Genomic DNA, 21,484 nt, shown 5'->3' with positions numbered 1-21,484 from the left:
CTCAGGCCTTCTTGCGGTAAGCCTCGAGCTCCGGATCGAGGTCGACGCTCACCGCTTTGGTGAATACTGTCGTCGCCACCATGATGCCGGCGAAGGCGACCAGGTTGACGAGCCGCGGCTCATCGTAGCGGGCCTTCAGTTCGGCCCATATCTCATCGGGAATGGCATTGGCGTCAGTCGCGATGGCCTTGCCGAAGGCAATCAGCAGCGCTTCATCGGCTGTCGGCTCGATGCTGTCGGGATCGAGCCCCATATCGATCAGCGCGCGGCGAAAGAAGGTCACCGGCACCTCGGCCCGGCACGCCGCGGAAATCGTCAGCGAAAACAGCCAGATGGCGCGATCGTCGAGATCCGGTCGCAGCAGGTCGCGCAAGGTGAACCACTCGGCATAGATGCGATGGGCGGCCGGCGAATGCAGCAGGATGCGCTTCATGTTCGTCATCCGGCCGCGCAAGCGCAGTTCCTCGTCGTGCGCCGCACGGATTTCAGGCGAGGCGGTGTCATAGTCGATCGGGGAAATGCGTGCCATGGGCGGCCTCGGAGGATGCGTGAAACTGGGCAATCAGGATGCGATCAGCCGGCGAGCGTGGTGACAAGCTCAGGCGTCTCACGCAGCGTGTTGCTGACCGTGCAGATCGTTTCGGCGTCCTCGACGATCCGCTTTTTCGTGGCCTCGTCGAGATCGCCCGATATGTCGAGTGTGATCGTGAGCTGGCCGATGCGGGAAACGTCGCCCGCCGCCTTTTCGCCGCTCACATCGGCACGGACCTCGCCGAGGCTGGCGGCGACACCCATGCGCGTGGCAGCGATCCGCGCGCTCAGCACCATGCAGGCGGCCACGGAGGCATAGAGAAGGTCGAGCGGATTGAAGCCCGGCGCGCTGGCACCGGTCACGACGTCGACCATGCCGCCGGTCGGCGTGGTGACGACGGGCAAGCTGCCCGGCGACAGCACGGCAACCGCGCCGGTCGGTCGGGTCCTGACCTTGAGCTCACTCATTCGCAAATATCCTTTCGGCCGGCCGGGCATGGCGTTGCCCATGCGTGCTCGAGGCCGGATACCGCAGCATCCGCCGACGATCGTCAAGGTACCCGGTTCAGCAGTGCTGCTTGAGTTCCCCACTCTGCGTCAAATACCCATATCTCGCCTGCCAACAAGATCGTGACTGGACAAGGATGATAGAGGCACATCCTGCCGGATTGCTTTGGGTCAGGCCGCATCCGTCTGTCAGGAGGCGCGCCGAACCCGATTCCAGATTTCGGGGGCGTGCGCTAGACTGGTTGCATCCGCAACCAGGCCGCCGCCTCCATGATTGTCCAGACCTGCATCAATGGCGCACGCAACGCCGACTTCCACCCTCAACTGCCGCTTGACGCGGACGCCATGGCGCGAGACGGCGCGACCTGCGTGGCCGCCGGTGCGGCCGAGCTGCATGTCCATGCGCGCGGGCTCGATGGCCGCGAAAGCCTCGCGCCTGAGGCTATGGACCCGACCATGCTGGCGCTGCGCCGCGCCTGCCCAGGAACGCTGATCGGCGTATCGACCGGCGCCTGGATCGAGAACGACGATGAGCGCACGCTGGCGGCGATCGCCGGCTGGACCGAGTTGCCCGACTATGCCTCCGTCAATCTGAGCGAGAAGGCCGCGCCCGAGGTCATGCAGAGACTGCGCCAGCGCGGCATCGGCATCGAGGCCGGGCTCGCCTCCGTCGCTGACGCCGAGCGCCTGGTCCGCCTCGACCATGGCAGCCAGGTGCTGCGCATCCTGATCGAGATATCGGAGCAGGAACTGGACGTGGCACTGGAGGTCAGCGACGGTATCGCGGCGGTGCTCGACCGCGCCGGGCTGCGTCGCGCCATCTTGCTGCACGGCGCCGACGCCACGGTGTGGCCGTTCGTGCGCAGGGCGGCGGAGCGGAACTGGTCGACGCGTGTCGGGCTGGAAGACGGCAAGGCGCTTCCGGACGGCACTACGGCATCAGGCAACGCCGCACTGACGGCCGCGGCGGTGGCGATCTTCCGGGCCGGTCGCTGATTCATCCCATAGGTTTCGGGCGCCTTGCCCGATTTTTTCGGGACCTTGCGTCAGGCCACGTCCCGCAAAGTCGAACGCGGCGTCGCCGACTTGGCGGTGGCGCCGGCACGGTCCTCATGAAGCGCGAAACCCGCGGCGCGCGGATCGCCCAGTTCGGGGCGGAGCTGCATGCTCGGGATGTGATAGTCCCCGCCATTCTGCTGCCGATAGGGAATCGGCCGGGTTGTCTCGAGCGTCCGCATCCTTTCGCGCAGGCGCTCCGCGACAGGCTCGAAATCGGCCTCCCCGAAACGATCCACTCTGTAGACCACGAACGGCGGAAGCACGTCGTAGCCCGGATAATAGAGAATCCCGTGATTGATCGGGAACAGCAGGTCGTCGATCGGGCCGTTGACGCCGCGGGCGGAGTAATGCTCTTCCCAGCCGCCAGTGGTCACGATCAGCATCGCGCGCTTGCCGGCGAGCGTTCCCTCACCAAAGCGGTCACCCCACCGCTTGTCGCTATGCTCGCCGACGCCATAGGCGAAGCCGTAGGCGTACACCCGATCGACCCAGCCCTTGAGGATCGCCGGCATGGCGTACCACCACAGCGGGAACTGGAGGATCAGCGTGTCGGCCCAAAGCAGCTTGTCGATCTCCGCCTTAACGTCATCGGTCAGAGTGTTGGTCGCAAAAGCTTTTTTGGAGGCCCCAGCCGGCAGGAAGCGTGCTTCGGGCGGCCACGACGGAAAATCGGCACGGTCCACCTCGGATTTCCAGCCATCGGCATATAGGTCCGATATGCGCACCTCGTGGCCCTTGGCCTCGAGTTCCCTGATGGCGACGTCACGCAGTGCGCCGTTGAGCGAACGCGGTTCAGGATGAGCAAAAACAAGCAGGACTTTCATGGGTCAACTCCGAAGAAGGACAATGAACGCGAAAGGTAGCCAGCCCCGGGCTAATCCGCTATGTCTAGGTAATGCATAAGATTATGCCGAATAATGGATAGATCCGATGTGACCCTCGAGCGCATGCGCACCTTCGTTCGCGTCGCCGAGCGCGGCAGCCTCTCGGCGGTGGCGCGCGAGCTCGGAGTTGGGCAGTCGACGGTCACACGGCATCTGCGCGAGCTCGAGGAGGCCATCGGCGTGCCCTTGCTCAGCAGGACCACCCGGCGTGTCACGATGACCGATGAAGGCAGCCGTTACTATGCCGACAGCATCCAGATCCTGCGCCTCGTTGAGCAAGCCGGCGATGAAGCGCGGGGCACGCGTGGCGCGTCGGCCGGCACGATCCGGATATCCTGCACGGCGGCACTCGGGGTCTTGCACATCAGCCGGCTGATCTTCGCCTTTCAGGACCGCTATCCCGACATCGGCATCGATCTCAGCCTCACCGACGAACGCATCGACCTTGTGCGGGAGGGCGTCGACATCGCGCTTCGCCTCGGTCCGCTCACCGACAGCTCGATGAAACTACGGGCGCTCGGGCAGTCCCGGCGTCTGCTGGTGGCCGCGCCAGCCTATCTGGCGGCGCGGGGCAGACCGGCTGGCCCGCAGGATCTGCCTGGTCATGAAGGCATCCGGATGTCGAACATCGCGGGAAGCGACACGCTCGCCCTGCAGGGGCCGGAGGGCGAACGCCAGGCGGTGCCTTTTGGCGGCCGATTTCGTGTCGACCATGGACTTGCCGCGCGCGAGGCCCTCATCGCCGGACGCGGTATCGCGCCCGCCCATCACTGGCTTGTCGACGATCTTCTGGGGGGCGGCCGGCTGGAAGTGGTCTTGCCGGACTACGCCCCGCCTCCCGTACCGCTGAGCATGCTGATCGTCCCGGAGCGCGCGGGCATTGCCCGGGTCCGGCTGCTGGTCGACTTTCTCGCCGAGCGGATCGGCGGCATTCCCGGTATCCAGAAGCCGCGTTAATGCCCTCGGTCGGCTGCGGCACTGGCAGAACCCCCGACTTCCGGGATACCGGCCTCGTCAAGGCCGCCACCAAAACGGCGCTCAACGTTGCGCCGCGACAATCAGCATCATCGGCCGCTCCAGTTCGTCGGCAAGATCAGGAGCCTGCGCGACCTGATCGGCCGTTGGGCGCCATTCCTCGACCCGGCGTATGGTGAAACCCGCTTCGATCAGCGCGTTCAGCGTCGTTGCGAGCATGCGATGCTGCTTGAGCACGCCCTTGGCGAGCCAGTCGGTGGTACGCGGACCTTCCACGCTATAGCGATTGACCGGCCACGTCTTGCGGCCGTCGACATCGACCGACCAGCCTGGGTGAGACGGTGCCATGTAGATCGGGTGCTCGATGGTGAAGACGAAGTGCGCGCCTGGAAGGAGCGCATCATGCACTGTCTTCACCAGCCGGTCGAAATCCTCGATGTAGTGGAAGGCAAGCGAGCTGTAGGCGAAGTCGAACGATGCCTGGGGCAGTTCGAGGCGGTCGAGGTCGGCGATGACATAGTCGACATCCGGGTCGCTGGTGTCGGCTCTGGCCCGTTCTATCATGTTGCGGGAAAGGTCCAGCCCAAGGACATGCCTTGCGCCATGCGCCTTTGCCCAGCGGGCAAACCAGCCAAACCCACAACCGAGATCGACAATGCGCTTACCGTCGAGATCGGGAAGCAGTGCGCGTATTGCCGGCCATTCGGGTGCGCCGTCCAAGCCGTGAACCGAGCGTGCCATCTGGCTGTAGCCGGCGAAGAATTCAGGCCTGTCATAGATATTCTGTGCCATTGAGCTTCCGTTTCGGGGCTTGGAGGACCTTTGGTTCAGGTTGAGGCTTAGTGCCGATGGGCGAGACACAGCAAGGGGAAGCCCGTGCCTCGGTAATGTCCACCTGGGCTGCCCGGCTTTGCAAGTTTCCTGCCATCCTGCCTTGTTGACAAGCGGTTGAACGCACTTGCAGTTTCGAAAAATAGTCCCTAGGCTATTTTCATATCAGAAAGAAAACTTCTTCGATAATTCCATTTTATGAAAGCCTAGGCGTTTGCGGGAACATCTCGATCAGACCGACCGGCGACTGGTCAAGCTGCTGTCGCAGGATGCGCAGCTTGGCGTCAATCGCCTCGCCGAGAAGATGGCCGTCTCCGTCCCGACCGTGCGCATGCGGCTGCGCAACCTCTTGGACCGCAACCTGCTCAAGATCGTCGGGCTGCTCAACCTGACCGAGCGCCCCGAGCTGATCTCGGCCATCGTCGGCATCAATGCGCAGGGGCGCGGCCGCGCGCGGGAACTGGCGCAGCGTATCTGCGAGCTGCCTTTCGTGAACTCGGCCTCGGTGGTCACCGGGCGCTTCGACATCATCGTCGACGTGACGGTGGCCGGCGATGTCGCCGACCTCTACCGCGTCACCAGCGAGCTGATCCCCGGCGCGGGCGAGCCGGGGGAAGTCGTGCGCAGCGAGACCTTCGTCGTCATGGCCTCCTGCAACAAATGGGTCAGCCTGCCGGAAGGCTGCTGGTCGGACGAGAGCAAGCGCGACGAAACTGGGCGGCACGAAACCGGCCGAAAGGAAATGCCATGAAGATCGCGGTTCTCGGCGGCCTCGGCCTGCAAGGCCGGGCGGCGATCGCCGATCTCGTCGCCAGCGCTGGTGTCGAAGAAGTCGTCTGCATCGATACCGCGCCGGATGGGGCAGCCCGACTTGGCGGCCTGACCAACCTTGACCGCGTGCGCTTCGTCGTGCCCGAAGGCGCGATCGGTCCAGTATTGGCGGAGGTGCTGGTGGGTGTCGAAGCCGCCATCGATTTGTTGCCGCAGCCGCTGATGCGCGAGGCGGTGCAGGCGGCGATCGCGACGCGCACGCCGCTGGTCACCACCAATTACGGCAAGACGATCGCCGACCTTGCCCCGGCGGCACAAAAGGCCGGCGTCTCGATCATGACCGAATGCGGGCTCGACCCCGGCATCGACCTCGTGCTCTACGCGCGCGCCGCAAAGCAGTTCGACGCCATCACCGCGATCGATTCCTATTGCGGTGGCATCCCCGAGCCGAAGGCGATGGCCAAGCCGCTATGCTACAAGGTGAGCTGGAACTTCGACATGGTTCTGATGAGCCAGAACCGCGACAGCGTGGTGGTCGAGGACGGCCAACGGGTCGAGGTGCCGGCCGGCCGCCAGCACGACAATCCTTTCATCCATCAGATCGAGGTCGAAGGACTGGGCAGCCTAGAAGCCTTCCCCAATGGCGACGCACCGCATTATGCCGGCATGCTTGCCGCCGCCAAGGGGTTGCAGCGCTCCGGCCGCTATTCGCTGCGCTGGCCGGGCTGGTCGGCGTTCTGGGCGCCTCTGAAGGAGCTTGGCTTCCTCTCTGAAGACAAGGTGCCCGGCGTCGGCGCCAGCCCACGCGAATTTCTTGGCCGGCTGCTCGGGCCGCAACTGCAATATGGCGCCGACGAAAAGGACCTTTGCGTGATGCGCAACGTCTTTACCGGCAGTGAAGGCGGCCGCCGCAAGACGGTGACATCGGACCTGATCATCGAACGCGATCTCGCCTCCGGCCTGTTCGGCATGAGCCTCGGCGTCGGCTATCCCGCAAGCATCGTGGCGCAGATGCTGGCGCGGGGCGAAATCACCGAACCCGGCCTGCTCAACCCGCTGCTGCATGTGCCTGACGGCCGCTTCCTCGACGAATTGGCTCGGCGCGGTATACGGGTATCCGAAACGATCGACTGGGACTGAAGGATTTTCGAACGGTGGCCGCCGCCGGCAACGGCGCTGCCGCTCAAAAAGCACCCCCAAGGGGTGGAACAACAAAGTGGAACAACAACGACAACAAGGAGGAATGCCCAATGAAGATTGCGAAGATTGCCAAGCTTTTCATCGCAGGCCTTGCGCTCGCCGGCCTCACAGCCGCGGCCAGTGCCGGAACGCTCGACGAGATCACCAAGCGCGGGGAACTGCGCGTCGCCGTGCAGACGCAGGGACCGCCCTTCTCGCTGGTGGGTGCTGCCGGCGAACGCACCGGCAGTTCGGTCGAGCTTGCCGAGCTGATGGCCAAGGAAATGGGCGTGAAGATCACCTTCCTCGATTTCGACTGGGACGGGTTGATCCCGGCGCTGCTGTCGGGCAAGGCCGATCTTCTGGTCGCCGACATGACGCCGACGCTGGCGCGTGGCATGAAGGTCGCCTTCACCAAACCTTACATGTATACGGGCAGCACCGTCTTCACCAAGGCTGACAGCAAGTTCAAGACCACCGAGGACTGCAAGGCCAAGGGCACCAAGATCGCCGTGCTGCTCGGCGCCACCGGCGAGAAGGAAGCCAAGAACGCCTTCCCTGATGCCGACATCAAGAGCTACAAGGGCGGCGGTCCGCTGCTGCTCGACGCCGTCAACAACGGCCAAGCCGATTGCGGCGTCAATGACGTCTCGGCGGTGAAAGGCCAGTCGACCGCCTATCCGGCCGGCAGCTTCACCATCATGCCGGACCTGCTGTCGAAGGAACCGCTTGCCTTCGCTACCCGCTATGACGAGCCGGACCTGCTGGTCTGGATGAACCTGTTCCTCGACCAGGTCAGCGTCGACGGCCGCCTGCAGAAGAACCTCGACTACTGGGTCAATTCCGAAGATTGGAAGAAAGACCACTAAGCAGCGGTGGACCGGGCGGTTCGCAACCGATCGTATCGGCGCGAACCGTCCGGCTTTCTTCGCCGCTTAAGGAACTAATCCAGTGATGCTCGAAAACTTCAGCTTCCGCACCATCGTCGAATATCTGCCCTTGTTCGGGCAGGGCCTCGTCACGACCGTGTGGCTGTCTGTCCTCTCCTTTGCCGGCGCGCTCGCCGTCGGCATCGTGCTCGCCGCGATGAACCTGCAGCGCGGGCGGCTGTTCCGCATCCCGGCCAAAGCCTATATCGACGCGGTGCGCGCCACGCCCTTGCTGGCGCAGCTCTATTTCCTCTATTTCGGCCTGCCCCGGCTCGGCATCATCCTGCCTGAGCTCGTCGTCGGCATCCTCGCTCTGTCGCTGAACAGCGGCGCTTACGTCGCCGAGATCATACGCGCCGGCATCCTGTCGATCCCGCGCGGCCAGGTCGAGGCCGGCGTCGCCTCGGGGATGACCTATGTCCAGCGCATGCGCCTGGTCATCCTGCCGCAGGCGTTCAAGGTGACGATCCCGCCCCTGCTCGGACAGGCGATCGTGCTGGTCAAGGATTCGGCTCTGCTGTCGCTGATCGCGGTCGCCGAACTGACGCGCGCCGGACAATTGCTCGCCTCCGACCGCTTCATGCCGGCGGAAGGTTTTATCACCATCGCCGCCTTCTACCTCCTGCTCTATTACGGGCTGAAGGGACTGGCGGCGCTGTCCGGGCGCTGGCTCGGCCTAGCGGGGGCACGGACATGATCTGGCAGCAGCTGCAAAGCATCGCCGGCAGCTATCCCCTCGCCCTGCGCGGCCTCGGCATGACCGTGATGCTGTCGCTGATCAGTCTGGTGCTGGGCACGCTGATCGGCTTTGGCCTCGGCATCCTGCGGACCGGCGGCAACCGGCTGATCAGCGGGGCGATCGGCGCCTGGGTCGACCTGATCCGCGGCACGCCGTTCCTGGTGCAGATCTTCCTGATCTTCTTCATCCTGCCGGAACTCGGCATTGAGCTCGACGCCTTCACCGCCGGCATCATCGCGCTGACCAATCTGGCCGCCTGCTTCATCTGCGAGATCGTCGTCGCCGGCATCCGCTCGGTGCCGACCGGCCAGGTCGAGGCGGCGCTGGCGTCCGGCCTGTCGCGCTGGCAGCGCATGCGCCAGGTGGTGCTGCCGCAGGCGATGCGCATCGTGCTGCCGCCGCTGGTCGGGCAGTATGTGCTGCTGATCAAGGATTCTTCGGTCGTTTCAGCCATCGGGCTCACCGACCTCACCCGCGTCGGCTGGCTGGTGGTGCAGCGTGTGCCGAATGGCCTCCTGGTCTTCTTCCTCGTCGGCCTCGGCTATTTCATCGTTTGCTATCCGCTGATCATGCTGGCCCGCCGGCTGGAGCAGCGCATGGGTGCGGCCCATGGCGAGGTGCAGTTATGACGTCGAACCGCAGCAAAAATGGTACCGGCATGATCGAGTTTCGCGGCGTCAACAAATGGTTCGGCACGCTCAATGTGCTGAGGGATATCACGCTCAGCGTCGAGCCGCGCGAAGTGGTCGTCGTCTGCGGCCCGAGCGGCTCGGGCAAGAGCACGCTGATCCGTTGCATCAACGGGCTGGAGACGATCCGCGATGGCGACCTGGTGGTCGACGGCCAGCGCCTCGGCGACCCCACCACCAACATGACGCGGCTGCGCACCGAGATCGGCTTCGTCTTCCAGTCGTTCAACCTATACCCGCACAAGACGGCGCTCGAAAACGTGACGCTGGCGCCTATCCATGTGCGCAAGATTCCGCGCGCTGAAGCCGAGAAGGCCGGGCGCGAGCTGCTTGCCAAGGTCGGCCTTGCCGACAAGGTCAACGCCTATCCGGCGCAACTCTCCGGCGGCCAGCAGCAGCGCGTGGCGATCGCCCGCTGCCTCGGCATGCGCCCCAAGATCATGCTGTTCGACGAGCCGACCTCGGCGCTCGACCCCGAGATGATCTCGGAAGTGCTCGACGTCATGGTCGCGGTGGCCGAGGAAGGCATGACCATGATGGTGGTGACGCACGAAATGGGCTTTGCCCGCAAGGTCGCCCAGCGCGTGGTGTTCATGGATGCCGGCGCCATCGTTGAGAGCGGCACGCCCGACGAGTTCTTCTCGCATCCCAAGACCGACCGCAGCCGCGCCTTTCTCAGCAAGATCCTGCGGCATTAGGATTGCCGGAAGCGAAGGTGCGCCGCCTGAAGCCTTGCAAAGCTATTTCACCTTGATGACAACCTTGCCCTTGGCGCGGCCCTGCTCGATGTAGGCCAAGGCCTGATTGGTCTGCTCAAACGGGAAGACCCGATCTATGACCGGGCGGATGATGCCCGACTCGACGAGAGACGTGATTTTGGTCAACTGCTCGCCATTGGCCGCCATGAACAGGAACGAATATCGGACATCTGCGCGTTTGGCCCGCCGCCTGATGCCGGCGCTCAAAACGCGCATGACCAAGTTCAGCACCACGTTCAGACCCTTCTCCCTGGCAAACGCAGCGTCGGGCGGACCGGAGATCGAAACGGCGAGACCACCCGGCTTCAACACACGCAGCGACTTTTCGAGGGTCTTGTTGTCCTGGCTGTTCAGGACGACGTCGTAGCCCGAAAGGACTTTCTCGAAGTCATCCTTCTTGTAGTCGATGATGACATCGGCGCCCAGATTCCTGACCATATCCGTGTTGGACGCGCTGGTTGTCGTGGCGACCGTCGCGCCGAGGTGCTTTGCCAATTGAATGGCGAATGTTCCCACTCCGCCGGAACCAGCCTGAATGAAGACCTTCTGTCCTTTCTTCAGCTTCGCCCTTTCAACCAGCGCCTGCCAAGCGGTTAGCCCCACCAGGGGAATGGACGCAGCCTCTTCCATGCTGAGGTTCTTCGGCTTCAGGGCCACGTCCGCATCATTAATGGCGATGTGCTCGGCGAAAGTCCCGACCCGACCGTCGCGTGGTCGCGCATAGACCTCGTCGCCCGGTTTGAACTGTCGGACTTTCGAGCCGACGCGAATGACCGTTCCGGCCACGTCATGGCCTGCAACGAAGGGCCGGCGATAGGGCAGGATGAGTTTGAATTCTCCATCCCTGATCTTGGAGTCCAGCAGATTGACGCTGGCGGCATGGATCTGCACCAGCACGTCATTCTCCCCTACTTCCGGCTCTGGAACCTCTCCAAGCCGGAGGGGAGCGTTCTTTGCGTATCGATCGACGATGACGGCTTTCATTGTAGCTTTCCCAAATTGAGGAGACCGGAGCGGTGCGTCGCCTATTGCATTACGATCATTTAGTGATAATATGACTGTAATGCAATAGCTGATCGAAGGAGAAAAAACATGCGTTACGCGAAGGGCAGGAAAGACGCATCGCGGCAGCGGATTATGGATGTTGCGACCGAACGGTTTCGTTCCGACGGCATCGCTGCATCAGGTATCGCCGGCATCATGGGCGAAGCGGGGCTGACCAATGGAGCTTTCTATCCCCATTTTCCGTCCAAGGCGGCGCTTGTGCGCGAGAGTGTGGCGGCGGCCCTGGAGATTCAGGCGACCCAGATTCAAGAGCTGTTGGCCGCCGGCGGCTTGTCAATGGCCATAGACACGTATCTGTCGGCGGAACACCGGGACAATCCCGGCAAAGGTTGCGCTTCAGCCGCGCTGTTACCCGAAATTGCGCGTGAGCCGGCCGATACGCGCCAAGTCTACGCCGAACACCTGCTGAAGCTCGTACGCCAGGTGGCGGCCGAACTCACGCCCGACGCCCGCGATCCCGAAGATGTCGCGTTCGGCGTCTTTGCGACCCTGATCGGCACGCTTGAGCTGTCGCGCGCGGTGAACGGGACCGAACTGTCCGATCGCATTCTTGAGGCTGGCTCGGTGGCGGCGAAGGCGCTGCTCCAGCCCCGCGAGAACGACAAGCCACAAGAAAGGAAACCATCATGAACGTGCATCAGCTATCGCGACCTGCCGCGATCATCAAACACAGGGACGTGCCGACGAAAACGGTCGACGTCGGCGGTACGAAATTCGCCTACCGGGAACTCGGGCCCACAACCGGGGTACCGGTGATCTTTCTTACCCATCTGAGTGCGGTTCTCGACAATTGGGATCCCCGGGTGGTCGATGGCATTGCCGCAAAACGGCGAGTTATTACCTTCGATAACCGTGGTGTTGGCGCATCAGGCGGCTCCACTCCCAACACGGTGGAGGCGATGGCCCGCGACGCGATCGCCTTCATCCGGGCCCTCGGTTTCGAGCAGGTCGATCTTCTCGGCCTATCTCTTGGCGGCTTCATCGCCCAGGCGATTGTTCAGCTGGAACCTGGTCTGGTTCGCAAGATCATCCTCGCCGGAACCGGCCCAGCCGGGGGTGCCGGCATCGACAGGGTGACGTTCGTCACCATCTTCGACATGATCCGCGCCGCGCTGACCATCAAGGATCCAAAGAACTACCTCTTCTTCACCCAAAGCCCCAACGGCAAGAGGGCGGCGCGCGCGTTTCTGCAGCGATTGAAGGAACGGACCAATGACCGCGACAAACCCATCGCGCTCGGCGCCTTCAACCAGCAGCTCAAGGCAGTCCGTGCCTTTGGCCAGGAGCGCCCTGCCGACCTATCGCGTATCCGGCACCCGGTCCTCGTGGTGAATGGCGATCACGACAGAATGGTGCCCACCAGCAATTCCGTCGACCTGGCACGGCGCTTTCCCAATGCCGAGTTGGTCCTGTACGAGGACGGCGGGCATACGGCCATTTTCCAGTATCACGGCGCCTTCGTGGAAAAGGCCCTGGACTTCCTCGAGGCCTAGCGCATCGGCCCGAAAATCGGAATCGATTTTCGGAAAGCACGATGCGCAGATTCAAAAGTGCTAGAGCGGGCTTTGTGCGTCCAAATGGACGCACAAAGCTCTAGCGGCGGCCCGCTTGGTCCGATCAATCGGGGGACGACCAGCTGCAAATGCAAATGCAAGGTTGAACGACGCTTAGCCTGCCGTGGCCGGCGTCTTCAGCCGAACGTCGCCAGAGGCTCAGTGCGAACCTCGACCCACTGGCAGCGCCGGCTGTCGTGATAGAAGGACAGGAAGGGCGGCGGGAACGATGGGTCGGCGAAAGCACCCACCGGGATGGCAATCAGACCGGACTGGACATCGATCCGGTAGTGGACGGTGGTGCCGCAATCCGGGCAGAAGCTGTAGGTGACGCAGCCGCCCTCCTCGCCAATACGCGTGAACTCCGCCGATCGCCCCTCGATCGATACTTTGTCCTCGGGAAACCGCGCATTGAAGCTGAACGCACTGCCGGTGCGCCGCTTGCAGGCCAGGCAATGGCATACGGAGACGCGTACCGGCTCGCCCGAACAGCTGGCTGACAGCTGACCGCAGGAACATTCGGCTCGGCGCGTGACCATGGCTGGCCCCTTTCAGCGAATGACATCAATGGGTTTCGGCATGGGCCCTGAGCTCAGCCCTCTTCTCGTCGGAGACGACGGCAAGGTCGAGCACCTTCTGCAATTCGGCGGCATGGCGGAACGACGGCTCGGCCTGAACGCCGCTGCGCACCGCATCGACAAAGCGCTGGTAGTTGGTCGGCACCGTTCCGGCATCGAGGACCTGCCATTTGGCGTTCTCGATGTTCTCGCCCATGCACGCTTTCAGCTCCGAGCCGGTCAGATTATGCACGACTTCGATGCCGCCCTTGTCGCCATAGATGCGCAGTCGCAATTCGTTGAGATGACCGGTTGCCCAGCGGCTGGCATGGACGACGCCGAAGGCGCCGTTGCTGAAATCCAGCGCCATGGTGAAGCTGTCATTGGCGTCCAGCTCGTACTCGCCGATCCGGTTGCCGGGCGCCTTGTCGAAGGACCTCAGGCGGCAGAACACATTGTCGATGTCGACCGCCGCGCCATAGCTGGCGAAATCGAGGATGTGGATGCCGACATCGCCCAGCACGCCATTGGAGCCGTGGCCGCGTGACAGCCGCCACAGCCATTTCGGATCGGTGCGCCAATCGCCCCAGAACTTGGAGACCAGCCAGCTCTGCAGATAGGATGCCTCGACATGCCTTACCTGGCCGATCTCGCCGGCAAGCACCATGGTGCGCGCCTTCTGCAGCGGGGCGACGTTGCGATAGGTCAGGTTGACCATGTTGATGATGCCGGCTTGCTCTGCGGCATCGGCCATTTCGTTGGCCCTCTGGTAATTTTCGGCCAGCGGTTTTTCGCACAGCACCGGCTTGCCCGCCGCGACCAGCATCATGGTGGTCGGATGGTGGATGCGATCCGGCGTCACGTTCGCCACCGCGTCGAACTTGCCCCATGCGAGCGCGTCTTCCAGCGACGCGAACCGGTTGGGGATGCCGTTGATGTCCGAAAACTTGTCGACACGCGCGCGATCGAGATCGACGGCGCCGATCAGTTCGACGCCCTCGATCTTGCTGAACTGCCTGGCGTGCTCCTCCGCCATCCAGCCGGTGCCGAGTATCAGGAGACGCATGATTCTCATCCTTAGGATTAAGCTCTATCTTCTTGTTTATCACTGATTTTCCGAACCGAATGTTCGGGATTATGGTCTAGCGATAGCCGGCTTCATCAGCGGCATGGAGTTTTCCGCCGCGCTCGACGATCGGCTCAAGCGCCTTTTCCACCGGCACGTTCGGCGCGTCGAGGATGGCTGGATTTGACCCCTGCGGGTTGTGCGCCCATTTCACGGCGTTGCGCAGCACTTTCTGGACGGTGGCGTCGTGATAGGTCGGATAGGTCTCGTGGCCGGGCCTGAAATAGAAGATGTTGCCGGCGCCGCGGCGATAGGTCAGCCCCGACCGGAACACTTCGCCGCCCTGGAACCAGGAGATGAAAACCGTTTCCAGCGGCTCCGGCACGGCGAACTGCTCGCCATACATCTCTTCGTTCTCGAGCTCGAAATACTCGCCGATCCCTTCAGCGATCGGATGGTTGGGGCTCGTCACCCAGAGCCGCTCGCGCTCGCCGGCCTCGCGCCATTTCAGCGTGCAGGGCGTGCCCATGAGCGTCTTGAATATCTTCGAGAAATGGCCGGAGTGAAGGACGATCAGCCCCATGCCTTCCCAAACGCGGCGCGCCACACGCTCGACGACCTCGTCGGCGACGGCGCCATGGTCCTTGTGTCCCCACCACACGAGCACATCGGTTTGCGCCAACCGGTCGGCCGGCAGACCATGTTCCGGCTGCTCCAGCGTCGCCCAGGACACTGATATTTCGGTGTCGAGCTTCAGCGCGTTGGCGATCGTTGCGTGCATGCCCTCGGGATAGATCCCCGCGACCACCTCATTGGTCCGTTCATGGATATTCTCGCCCCAAACGACAGCGCGTATAGTCATGACATCCTCTCGATTGATTGAAGCCGCCGCCCCGGTCCGGTCAGTCATAGTATCCTCGGCCGGGAATGAAAACCTTCGAGATTGGCCGAAATCTCCCCACAGCTTCGTCATCCCACGGCGGGCAGGAGCGAAGCGACGTCGAGAAGACCCTGGGATGAAGAAGCCATGAAGACGGCCGCCGCGGCGACCTACGCGCCGCGCCCTTCCGACGCGACCTGCATCAGCGGCTTGCTAGCCGCGCACGACGAGACGCTTGACCTTGCCCTTCTTGAAGGCGGCGAGGAAGCGGGCATAGTCCTTGAAAACGACGCAGCCGCTCGATTCTCCGCGGCGGCCGCGCAGCAGGTAGGTGTGCGCAAGAAAGCCGTCCCGACCAAATTTGTTCTTGCCGTCGATAGGAGTGAGACGCAGCGCCTCGACGCCATGGAAGCGCGATTCACGCAGCCTCAGATCGTAGGTGTGGGGCGGCGTTGGGCCGGCATTCTTCCGGTTGGCGTAGCGCGGCTGGTCGGCCATCGAGCCCAGTCCCGAATGCGCCTCGAGCCGCGAACCGTCCGGCATATAGACGGTTTTCGCCGAGATGTCGTAGACGGCGACGCCGCTGCCGATGCCGGGCTTGGTGAACAGGTTGCGGAAGGCCCCGCCGCCCGCCGGGCTGTCGGGTTTGGCATAGGCCAGCATGTCTGCGGCCTTCGACCGCTTGGCCGGCTTGACCGGGCTGCCCTGCATGCCCGGGCTGCCTTGCATGCCCTGCTTGGCTTGCATGCCCTGCTTGGCTTGCATACTTGGCATCGCCGCCGGTGACGAACTCCTCGGCGACAAGGCTGGCGCCCGGGGCATCTCGTCCTGCGGAGCGTCGGCGGTCTGCGCTTTGTTGGCATTGGATGGCCGAGACTGGGCCTTGGCGGCCTTTGATGACTGGACCTTGGGCGCTTTGGCCTTGGGTGCCTCGACCTTGGGCGCCTCGACATGGGGCGCCTCGTCTGACTGGTCGACTTCCGCCCGCGGGCGGAAGGTCGGCAAGGGAACGCTGTCGGGCATCTCGTCCTGCGGCGGCAGCGAGGCCATCTGAACCTCGCCCTCCGGCGGCGCCGTCGCCACCTCCGGCAGCACATCGATCATCTGTTCCGGCAACGCATTCGCCAGCGCGAGCGCCAGACGGGAGGATCGTTCGATCTCAGCGATCTCCGGCCCGAAGCGCACCGCGGCCGGGCCGTTCTGGTCGGGCAGGCGCGCCGGCTCCGCAACGCCCGCGGCCGCCGGCAGGCTGGCAAGCATAGGAGGTGCTGCGTGGGCAAAGGCAGCAGCAAGCTTTTGCGGCGACAGCGCGGCTTTCGCCACCACGCTGTCGAAGCGCGCTTGCGGCGAGATTTCTGCGACAAGCGGCACAGTATCCGGCTGCGCTAACGGCTTGAGACGCGCCGCCTTGCCTTCATGCACGAAGTTCGCGGCGGCCTGTGCGCAACCGGCATCGCATCGGCTGAGCAGCGACGCCTGACGCTGCCGGCTTGCCGGTAACGGCGCCCACGAATTGGCCCATGAATTGGCAAGCGTGCGATCGGCGAGCGCGATGGTGCGCGGCGCGCGCAGGCTTTGCGGAAGACTGTTGGAGGCAGCGGTGAGCGAGGTTCCCACCGAATAGAGGCCGGCCATGGTCGCCACCGACCACAGAGCGACCGCAACGCCAACAACGGGAACCGCGACCCAGCGCAGCCCGGGCCTCATCGAAGTCAATCCAGAGTCAGGATTGTCACCCCGGTTTTTCAAACGCACAAACGCCATACACCAACCTCAATCGGCCTTGCGGCATGCGGGGCTCGCAGCCGTCACAATCACAGTCGCCTGGTGCCCCCTGCACGCTTCGCGTCTGTTGCCGATTGATTCAAAAGATGGACAAACTTGGTTAACCAATCCCTCTACCGATCGCCGATTGGGCGAAGGTCGATAACAAAAAAGCCCCCTCCACGACTAAGAAAATGGCGGGAATGCCCTCCGTATCAGGCTTTGCTGCCCGTTTTTGCCGACCGAGTCAAGAAACCGAAAGGACTAGACCTTGCCTGGGCGGGCGACAGCTGAAGCTTTCTCGGATCAAAAGCGTCGCGTCACGCATAATCGTCTGCGCGCAGGCAGCGTTGCCGGCGCGGCTTTGCATACAGGTAAATTCGATTGTGCTAATATACCTTGGTCATGCATATTTGTGCGCGACCAACAAACGGGAGGATGCGATGGGAACCATGAATCGCAGGTCTGCAATTGCTCTCGGCGTCACCGCCGCCGCGGTAACGCCGCTATTCGCCTTGGCGACGCCTGCAAGGGCAGCCAAGCAATACGGCCCGACGGAGGGCAAGGAGGTTGCGCCCGGCATCAGAGTGGTGGAGGTCGGCACTGGCAACTCCGACATTCCCGCTTACAAGAGCATCTCAATCGTCGATATAGTCTTCCAGCCCGGAGCAGTCTTTCCTGAAACCGTGATGGACAACGACATGGTATGCACGATTGCTGCCGGCGAATTCACGATCAAGAAGGCGGACAAGGAATTCAAACTTAAGGAAGGCGAGATGTACACTTGCGCCAAGGGCAAGACCGACGGTGCCACGAATACAAGTAGCGTGGTCGGCGTGCATCGCATTGCGATCTTGATGCCTGCCTAGACCAATTCCAGGAAAAGTGTGCAACGGTTTCTGCCCGGAATTGCACAAAGAAATAGCCAGAGCGGTTCAGCGAACCGCTCTGGCGCATGACCGAAATGAGGCCCGCGACCTCCGCCGGAGGGGCGGGCCTTGTCATTGCGTGCTTGTCCTATGCGGCGCGCAGGTTTTCCGCCGGCCGCAAATTCTGGTTCATGCGGAACAGGTTCAGCGGGTCGTAGCGCTGCTTGATTTCCAGAAGCCGCCGATAGTTGCCGCCATAGGCTGCTTCGACCCGGTCGACCTCGTCCTCGGGCATGAAGTTCACATAGGCCGTGCCGGCGGCATACGGCCTGATCGCCTCGTAAACACCGCGCGCCCAGTCGATGCAGGCGCGGTCCATTTGCGGTTCGCGCCAGCGGGCGTGGACATTCATGACGAAATGCGCGCTGCGTTGCGGAAACGCCGTTGCATCCGCTGTCACGCGGCCTGCGGCACCGCCGATATGGGCGAAGAATATCTCGCATTCAGGCCCCGGAAGCCTGGGTATCGCGGCCGTGACGACCTCGATCGCGCTGTCGGAAAGCTCGGTGAAGTCATGGCTCTTCCAGTAGTTTCGGGCGCCGGGCGTCAGCAACGGATCGAATGCCTGCTCCCAGCCGGTGAACGGGTTGGGGCCGACCACATCGGCAATCGGTGTGCCGATGGCGCGAAGCCTTTGCGTCGCTTTCTCGCCCTCCTGAAGATCGCCGCAATAGCACATGGCCAGGACCAGCACCTCCTTGCCATGCCATTCGGCCGGCAGGAACGGCAGCGGCGGCGCCTGCCGCATAACCACCCAGCAGGTCAGCTCATTGGGCGCTGCTTCGAGCGCCGCTCGGTATTCCCGCAACACATTTTCGGCATCGGCGAAAGGATGAACGACAAGCCCCGCCAGCACCTGCGGACCAACGTGGTGGAGCTTGAACTCGAAGGCCGTGACGACGCCGAAATTGCCGCCGCCACCGCGCAGCGCCCAGAACAGATCCGGGTTTTCGGTCTGGCTGGCGCGCAGCAGCTTGCCGTCGGCCGTAACCACATCGGCGCAGAGAAGATTGTCGATGGTCAGGCCGAATTTCCGGGTGATCCAGCCGAAGCCGCCGCCCAGCGTCAGGCCTGAAATGCCGGTGGTCGAGTTGATCCCGATCGGCACTGCCAGCTCGAAGGCCTGTGTTTCCGCGTCCACATCGGCGAGCGTCGCTCCAGGTTCCACCCATGCCCGCCGCGTCGCCGGATCGACCCGCACGGACTTCATCGGCGACAGATCGATCATCAGGCCGCCATCGCAGACGGCGCTGCCGGCGATATTGTGGCCACCGCCGCGAACCGCGAGGAGGAGCCCATTTTCCCTGGCAAAATTCACTGAAGCGATAACGTCGGCGGCACCGGCGCAGCGCACGATCAGCCCGGGCCGCCGGTCGATCATGGCATTCCAGATGCTGCGTGCGTCGTCATAGGCGGCGTCGCCTTCCCTCAGCACGGTGCCGCGCAACTGTGCCGAAAGCGCTTCAAGGGCCGCGGCTTCGACCGTCGTCTTGCCGCGTTCAAGCGTGGTGAGGCTCATGCTGTTCATGGCTTTCCTCCCGATTGCTTTTTCTGAGCTGTTTCCCCCCACCCGGTTTTGAAGTGTGCTCTTATATTAGATATCACGCAAGTTCAAAGCCGCTTGCTGGCCGGTCTTGCGGCACGCGGCGGTGGCCGCGCCCAATCGGACGAGATCTGACGCAGGCCGCCGGTTTGCGAGGATGCAGAATGACATTGTTGGCAGCTTGCTAGTCGGCATGCCGCCGGATTTCACCTTCAGCCCGTCCGTGAAGGCGATGGGGCCTAACGGCCCGCCGCCCAGGCGAGGGCGGACTGCACGTCTTCCTCGATCCGGTGCCGCGCTGACGGGCTCACGCCGTCCCCTTCTGCATAGACGATGCTGGGCGAGCCATAGGCCGGCAATTCCGGCCTATGGCGATTTGCCGATCAACACTCTTCGGTAGTCTTCTTCATTTGACCGGGGGCGGCGGTCTTGGTGTCGGTGTCCTGCTGACCAGGAGCGGCCTCTCGCGCGCTGCCGGTCTGCTGGCCAGGTGCGCAATCTTTGGCCGAATTCGGATTCGTGCCGCTGGTGGTGGTCGAGTCAGTTTCCTGATCGGTTGTGGTGGTGGAGTTGGTTCCCTGATCGGTGGTGCTGGGCATGGTTGTGGTCGTCGAGGTTCCGCTCGTCGAGCTTCCGCTTGTCGTCTGGGCAAGTGAAAGCCCGGACGATACTGCCAGCATGACCGACGCCAGAAGGATGCGTTTCATCGTCGTTCTCCTGTTCTGAATGCGCGGGATGCGCTGGAAAACCAACAGTGAGACCGAAGGACTGTTCCTCGACCATGTTCAACTTTTGTAACTCCGGCCTAACGGTCAGCTCTCATTGAGACCAAAGGCCGGAGACTAAAGGCCCGGCAAAAAGCCCGTCGGCAGGCCAAACCGACATGGCTGCTGGATCGACGTAAAACGATCCCGCCGGTTCGGCCGAGGAACTACGCAGCGGTCCGCGGAGTTAGGCATGTGATCCACATAAGCACAGGAGAGCTCTGATGGCACCGCGCAGAAAATCCGACGATCCGTCCGAAGGCCCGACAATCGAACAGCAGGATTGGGACGCGATCAAAGGCGGCAAAATTCTACCAGACAGCGTGCCGGGAAACGGCGACATCCGTTATGACCTCGAGAAAGAGGGTGAACTGCCCGAGGAAGACGACGACAATCCGTACCAGGACAGCGACGAGGCGCTGCCGGACGATGAGGAGGAACGCGCTCTCGCGCGTAATCCTTCGAAACAAGACATCGACGAGCCATGACGGCAGCATTTAATAGGCCCGGCTAGCCCGCCCGGTTCGGGTGCGCTCCAAATTCCGTGAAAATTCCTGCAGCGACAGAAAAGGCCCCGCGGGGAGGAAGCGCGGGGCCTTTGTCCGAATGCCGTCCGAACGGCCTTCATAGTCGCTGGAGTAGAACGACTGCGCTTCCAACCGTGGCGGGCGGATGTTGTTCCATCGAAACCGAAAAAAAGACGGTGCCCGTTTGTTGTTTGCGCCAGCATTGCTGCCGCAGAGCTAACGCTTGTCGAGGACGCTGTGGCACTTGGTTTGCGCCTGACGCGTCGCACCACTTGTCAGACAAAGCCGGGAACCGGCTTTGTCTTGCCGCTTAGTTGCGCGCCCAATGTCAGTGTCTGCGGGAAATTCCGGACAATTGCCGCCATCAAGGTGGCGCTGCCGGGGCGAAGGGCAATTCCGGCAAGTGCTGCAGCGGCGTGGACCCGTGTCGAAAACAGTCTTTTCCAGGCCGCCTCATAGCGTCTGCCGGCAGCCTCGCGCCCCACCCGGCCGCTTGGCGCGCATGCGAGTTCGCAAGCCAGCAGCCAGCCGGACTGAAGCGCCATCGAGATGCCCTCGGCGATAACAGGATGAGACTCTCCGGCTGCATTGCCGACGCGGAAGATGTCCCGTTCGTAGCAGGAGCGAATGCCCGGCCGGATCGGGCCTGCGGCAAGCCACGGACCGTCGCGGTGAGCTGCCCCAAGGGCATCCCTGACACCCCGGCACGATTCCATCAGATGGCGGGAGACCGCATCGGCGGCCGATACATGGCTGTGGTTTGGGCCACGGTGTTTACGCAACCGCGCCAGCATATCGCGCCGAATGCAGCACGAGATCGACAACCGGCCATGATCCGCCGAGACCATGCCGCCATAACCGCCCGGAAACGCCAGCAGAGGCATCAAATCAGGCGCCAGGGACGACCCGGCGAAATGCGCCTTGAAGCCGAGCAGGTCCGAGGGGCGGTTGCTCTTTCCGGGCTGGCTGGGCAGCGGTCCTGGT

23 protein-coding genes and 1 pseudogene are annotated in these 21,484 nt (G+C 63.1%); 12 read left to right on the top strand and 12 right to left on the bottom strand.

Annotated elements, in window-relative coordinates; genetic code table 11:
• Position 1: 1 nt before the first annotated feature.
• Positions 2–529, bottom strand: a complete 528-nt coding sequence (locus EOB36_RS00120; protein ID WP_128283998.1) for a hypothetical protein — start codon at positions 527–529, stop codon at positions 2–4.
• A 44-nt stretch (positions 530–573) separates the two neighbouring features.
• Positions 574–999: an OsmC family protein gene (locus tag EOB36_RS00115; RefSeq protein WP_128242204.1), complete on the bottom strand. Its 426-nt coding sequence runs from the start codon at positions 997–999 to the stop codon at positions 574–576.
• Positions 1,000–1,308: 309 nt separating this feature from the next.
• Between EOB36_RS00115 and EOB36_RS00110 the strand changes: the two genes are divergently transcribed.
• Entirely contained in the window at positions 1,309–2,034 is a 726-nt protein-coding gene (locus EOB36_RS00110; RefSeq protein ID WP_128283997.1) for a 3-keto-5-aminohexanoate cleavage protein, read from the top strand.
• 50 nt (positions 2,035–2,084) lie between these two features.
• Here the strand turns inward: EOB36_RS00110 and EOB36_RS00105 are convergent, their stop codons facing one another.
• Positions 2,085–2,921, bottom strand: coding sequence for an NAD(P)H-dependent oxidoreductase (locus EOB36_RS00105; RefSeq protein ID WP_128283996.1), 837 nt, complete (start codon positions 2,919–2,921; stop codon positions 2,085–2,087).
• Between the two features lie 93 nt (positions 2,922–3,014).
• On the opposite strand from EOB36_RS00105, the gene EOB36_RS00100 reads away from it, so the two are divergent.
• Positions 3,015–3,938, top strand: coding sequence for a LysR family transcriptional regulator (locus tag EOB36_RS00100; protein ID WP_128283995.1), 924 nt, complete (start codon positions 3,015–3,017; stop codon positions 3,936–3,938).
• A gap of 81 nt (positions 3,939–4,019) precedes the next feature.
• Here EOB36_RS00100 and EOB36_RS00095 read toward each other — a convergent pair whose 3' ends face one another.
• On the bottom strand, positions 4,020–4,748 hold the full coding sequence (locus tag EOB36_RS00095) for a class I SAM-dependent methyltransferase (RefSeq protein ID WP_128283994.1): 729 nt from the start codon (positions 4,746–4,748) through the stop codon (positions 4,020–4,022).
• 253 nt (positions 4,749–5,001) lie between these two features.
• On the opposite strand from EOB36_RS00095, the gene EOB36_RS00090 reads away from it, so the two are divergent.
• From EOB36_RS00090 to EOB36_RS00065, 6 genes are all read left to right on the top strand, one after another.
• Positions 5,002–5,538, top strand: coding sequence for an Lrp/AsnC family transcriptional regulator (locus tag EOB36_RS00090; RefSeq protein ID WP_127292998.1), 537 nt, complete (start codon positions 5,002–5,004; stop codon positions 5,536–5,538).
• The gene (locus EOB36_RS00085; protein ID WP_127293000.1) at positions 5,535–6,698 is read left to right on the top strand and encodes a saccharopine dehydrogenase C-terminal domain-containing protein; all 1,164 of its coding nucleotides are present in this window, start codon (positions 5,535–5,537) and stop codon (positions 6,696–6,698) included. The genes EOB36_RS00090 and EOB36_RS00085 overlap by 4 nt, the downstream gene beginning before the upstream one ends.
• Positions 6,699–6,808: 110 nt before the next feature.
• Positions 6,809–7,606: an ABC transporter substrate-binding protein gene (locus EOB36_RS00080; RefSeq protein WP_128283993.1), complete on the top strand. Its 798-nt coding sequence runs from the start codon at positions 6,809–6,811 to the stop codon at positions 7,604–7,606.
• An 85-nt stretch (positions 7,607–7,691) separates the two neighbouring features.
• Entirely contained in the window at positions 7,692–8,363 is a 672-nt protein-coding gene (locus tag EOB36_RS00075; protein ID WP_126105565.1) for an amino acid ABC transporter permease, read from the top strand.
• The gene (locus EOB36_RS00070; RefSeq protein WP_095489178.1) at positions 8,360–9,034 is read left to right on the top strand and encodes an amino acid ABC transporter permease; all 675 of its coding nucleotides are present in this window, start codon (positions 8,360–8,362) and stop codon (positions 9,032–9,034) included. Before EOB36_RS00075 ends, EOB36_RS00070 begins: the two co-directional genes overlap by 4 nt.
• A gap of 29 nt (positions 9,035–9,063) precedes the next feature.
• Positions 9,064–9,792 carry an amino acid ABC transporter ATP-binding protein gene (locus EOB36_RS00065; protein ID WP_127293006.1) on the top strand — a complete coding sequence of 243 codons (729 nt, stop codon included), beginning with the start codon at positions 9,064–9,066 and terminating at the stop codon, positions 9,790–9,792.
• Between the two features lie 42 nt (positions 9,793–9,834).
• Here EOB36_RS00065 and EOB36_RS00060 read toward each other — a convergent pair whose 3' ends face one another.
• The gene (locus tag EOB36_RS00060) at positions 9,835–10,836 is read right to left on the bottom strand and encodes an NADP-dependent oxidoreductase (RefSeq protein WP_128283992.1); all 1,002 of its coding nucleotides are present in this window, start codon (positions 10,834–10,836) and stop codon (positions 9,835–9,837) included.
• 108 nt (positions 10,837–10,944) lie between these two features.
• Between EOB36_RS00060 and EOB36_RS00055 the strand changes: the two genes are divergently transcribed.
• Complete coding sequence (locus EOB36_RS00055; protein ID WP_128283991.1) at positions 10,945–11,547, top strand: TetR/AcrR family transcriptional regulator; 603 nt, start codon at positions 10,945–10,947, stop codon at positions 11,545–11,547.
• The gene (locus EOB36_RS00050) at positions 11,544–12,410 is read left to right on the top strand and encodes an alpha/beta hydrolase (protein WP_095489175.1); all 867 of its coding nucleotides are present in this window, start codon (positions 11,544–11,546) and stop codon (positions 12,408–12,410) included. Before EOB36_RS00055 ends, EOB36_RS00050 begins: the two co-directional genes overlap by 4 nt.
• A 197-nt stretch (positions 12,411–12,607) precedes the next feature.
• Here the strand turns inward: EOB36_RS00050 and EOB36_RS00045 are convergent, their stop codons facing one another.
• The 4 genes from EOB36_RS00045 to EOB36_RS00030 all read right to left on the bottom strand — a co-directional run bounded on the left by EOB36_RS00045 (position 12,608) and on the right by EOB36_RS00030 (position 16,680).
• Positions 12,608–13,009 carry a GFA family protein gene (locus EOB36_RS00045; protein ID WP_128283990.1) on the bottom strand — a complete coding sequence of 134 codons (402 nt, stop codon included), beginning with the start codon at positions 13,007–13,009 and terminating at the stop codon, positions 12,608–12,610.
• A 25-nt stretch (positions 13,010–13,034) separates the two neighbouring features.
• Complete coding sequence (locus EOB36_RS00040; protein ID WP_128283989.1) at positions 13,035–14,093, bottom strand: Gfo/Idh/MocA family oxidoreductase; 1,059 nt, start codon at positions 14,091–14,093, stop codon at positions 13,035–13,037.
• 76 nt (positions 14,094–14,169) lie between these two features.
• Positions 14,170–14,955, bottom strand: coding sequence for a ThuA domain-containing protein (locus tag EOB36_RS00035; protein ID WP_128283988.1), 786 nt, complete (start codon positions 14,953–14,955; stop codon positions 14,170–14,172).
• A 231-nt stretch (positions 14,956–15,186) separates the two neighbouring features.
• Positions 15,187–16,680, bottom strand: a complete 1,494-nt coding sequence (locus tag EOB36_RS00030; RefSeq protein ID WP_128283987.1) for a DUF2778 domain-containing protein — start codon at positions 16,678–16,680, stop codon at positions 15,187–15,189.
• A 500-nt stretch (positions 16,681–17,180) separates the two neighbouring features.
• Here EOB36_RS00030 and EOB36_RS00025 point away from each other — a divergent pair, with 500 nt between their 5' ends.
• Positions 17,181–17,606: a hypothetical protein gene (locus EOB36_RS00025; protein WP_095489267.1), complete on the top strand. Its 426-nt coding sequence runs from the start codon at positions 17,181–17,183 to the stop codon at positions 17,604–17,606.
• 148 nt (positions 17,607–17,754) lie between these two features.
• On the opposite strand, the gene EOB36_RS00020 is transcribed toward EOB36_RS00025, so the two are convergent.
• Positions 17,755–19,194: an FAD-binding oxidoreductase gene (locus EOB36_RS00020; RefSeq protein ID WP_128283986.1), complete on the bottom strand. Its 1,440-nt coding sequence runs from the start codon at positions 19,192–19,194 to the stop codon at positions 17,755–17,757.
• A gap of 398 nt (positions 19,195–19,592) precedes the next feature.
• Positions 19,593–19,916 carry a hypothetical protein gene (locus EOB36_RS00015; RefSeq protein ID WP_126105556.1) on the bottom strand — a complete coding sequence of 108 codons (324 nt, stop codon included), beginning with the start codon at positions 19,914–19,916 and terminating at the stop codon, positions 19,593–19,595.
• A gap of 281 nt (positions 19,917–20,197) precedes the next feature.
• Between EOB36_RS00015 and EOB36_RS00010 the strand changes: the two genes are divergently transcribed.
• Positions 20,198–20,461 carry a hypothetical protein gene (locus EOB36_RS00010; RefSeq protein WP_095489169.1) on the top strand — a complete coding sequence of 88 codons (264 nt, stop codon included), beginning with the start codon at positions 20,198–20,200 and terminating at the stop codon, positions 20,459–20,461.
• Positions 20,462–20,775: 314 nt separating this feature from the next.
• Here the strand turns inward: EOB36_RS00010 and EOB36_RS00005 are convergent.
• A pseudogene (locus tag EOB36_RS00005) lies at positions 20,776–21,484 on the bottom strand (monooxygenase); the annotation flags it as partial.

It is taken from the genome of Mesorhizobium sp. M6A.T.Cr.TU.017.01.1.1 (genome assembly GCF_004023115.1).
Taxonomy (GTDB): domain Bacteria; phylum Pseudomonadota; class Alphaproteobacteria; order Rhizobiales; family Rhizobiaceae; genus Mesorhizobium; species Mesorhizobium mediterraneum.
This window is presented reverse-complemented; position numbering and strand designations above follow the sequence as displayed.